2 protein-coding genes are annotated in these 2,028 nt (G+C 64.2%); one reads left to right on the plus strand and one right to left on the minus strand.

Annotation, left to right across the window (positions count from 1 at the left end; all coding sequences use genetic code 11):
* Nucleotides 1-592: 592 nt before the first annotated feature.
* Complete coding sequence (locus I55_RS22330; RefSeq protein ID WP_044562802.1) at nucleotides 593-1,252, minus strand: acyl-homoserine-lactone synthase; 660 nt, start codon at nucleotides 1,250-1,252, stop codon at nucleotides 593-595.
* 135 nt (nucleotides 1,253-1,387) lie between these two features.
* Between I55_RS22330 and I55_RS22335 the strand changes: the two genes are divergently transcribed.
* Nucleotides 1,388-2,028 (plus strand): autoinducer binding domain-containing protein (locus tag I55_RS22335; protein ID WP_044562803.1); only part of this gene is annotated, 641 nt, incomplete at its 3' end.

A 2,028-nucleotide genomic window follows, 5' to 3' on the forward strand; every position in this document is an offset into this window, starting at 1 on the left:
ACCAGCCGCCACATGGATTCCGTGATCCTCTGATGAGCGACCACGCAGGCTTGATGAGCGAAGCGGCGTCTTCATCTTTCAGGCGGTGTTGAACAGCGACGCCGCCGCCATGCGCAAGGACGACGCCNCCAGTTGTTCATGGAGGTCAAGTTGGACTTCCCCGCCGGCGCGGGCCACGCGCCTTGCCAGGTCCGCGACGGTCGCCCCCAGTTCCCCCTCTGCAAAGGCGATCCTCTGCTTTAGGGAGGCCGGCGCGAAGACCGCTTTGGCAGCCTCATGGGCTTGATGCCATTCCTCGTAGTCGGGCGATCCATCCTCCCCGTTGGTTCGGGCCGTCAGGATGGAGCGGCCCATGAGGCTGCGCAGCCTTCCGACCTCACGCCCCTTGGCGTAGCGGTCCCGTTTGTCCACCAGGACATGGCGAAAGCCCGCGGGGTCCGCGATGAAAGCGATGTTCTGGGTGGCATAACGGCAGAGCAGTGGTTCATCCGCATCGCCGAGGTGTTCCTCGACAAACCGGAGTGGATCACGGCGAAAGCTCCGGAACAGGCCTTGGTTCAGGAATTCATCCGGTTTTGGCATCCTGGCCTCCTCAGGCGGCTTTTGAGGGGAGTCGGCAGGCCAGGCGCAGCGCCGCGGCCTCCCGCCGAGCCGGCCCAGCCGCTGGTAAGGGGAAATGACGCAGCTGGCAGCTGCTGTTGGCCGGCAACCGCGTGCTGACCAGGAGAGCGCGGACCGGTCCTTGGATGGAATGGCCAACCACCTGGGGTGCAACCAGGTCATCCAGCGGGACACCGCTCCGGCGCAGGAACAGGGCGAAATCCGGCTCGGTCACCGCCAGCAGCAGCTCGGCGCCCAAAGCCTGCCCCAGAGCCAATCCTTGGCGGACCAGCAGCCGGGCAGCCGAGGTCGATAGCCTGCCGATATCCGCGACGGCGAACCGGCTTGCCTCCCAAGCCAGGGCAGGTGGGCAGGGCAGGGAGACCAAGAACTGGGGGAAGCTGTCCGCCCAGAGGGTGTGCCCGTCACAGCGCAGGAGACGCAAGTAGGCTACGAGCTGATCACCCAGGAAGACGCCCAGATGCTCCGCGACCTTGTCGAGGTGGTCCATTTCCAGGCCGTACATCGCTGGGATGGGCCAGCCCTTCCGCTGGCGGAACACCTCGTTCCGTAGCCTCCAGGCCTGGGCCATCTCGCGGGCGTGCCTGTATTGGAAGCGGCGGACGTTCAGCCCGTTGCCTTTGGTCGTCATATTCGCGTCTCCCGTGTAGCGCTGGGAGACCTGCAATACTAAAATGTCGCACTCGCAATAACTGGCCGTTTGGACGATGAAATCGATCGGGGGCTCGGGCCGGCGGCCACATCATGGGGTTGGGGGCTAGAATTCATGGACACATTGGAAACGGCACTGAGCCGGATCGCCGGGTGCGATTCCGTGGATGACATGCCGAAGGTGTTTCACAGCATCATCCAGGGCTTCGGGTACGAGGGCTTTTCGTACATCGATGCCCGTATGGTACGCGACCGGACGGGAGCAACAGTCGTTCCCTACCACCAAACCACATGCCGCCCTGACTTCGCCGAGGTATATATCCGGGAAGAGTTTCATCGATACGACCCCGTCCTGGCCCGAGCCGCCAGGACCAATGCAGCCTTCAGCTGGGCGGACATACCCGACTTCAATCTCGGCCGCCGGCGGGGACAGAAGACAACGGGCCAGCGTGTCATGGAGGCCGCCGAAGCCTATGGCCTGCAACAGGGCTACGTCATCCCGGCCCATGCCCTTGATCACAATGGCCAGCTGGCGAGTTCCATCCTTTCCCTGTTTTGGGGGCAAACCCCCGCCGATATGGCCAGGGCCACACCAGCTTGGCTCAGGCTGGCCGGCCTTTCCTATCACGAGCGCATGCTGGCGCTACGGCCGGGACTCCAGGCCCAGGCAAGGGAAACGCCCGCCTTGCCCGCGTTGACCGACGGGAAAAGGACGTGCTTTGCTGGGCGGCCNAGGGGGAAAACATGGGGCGAACC

Source organism: Azospirillum sp. B4, from assembly GCF_000333275.1.
Lineage (GTDB): Bacteria > Pseudomonadota > Alphaproteobacteria > Azospirillales > Azospirillaceae > Nitrospirillum.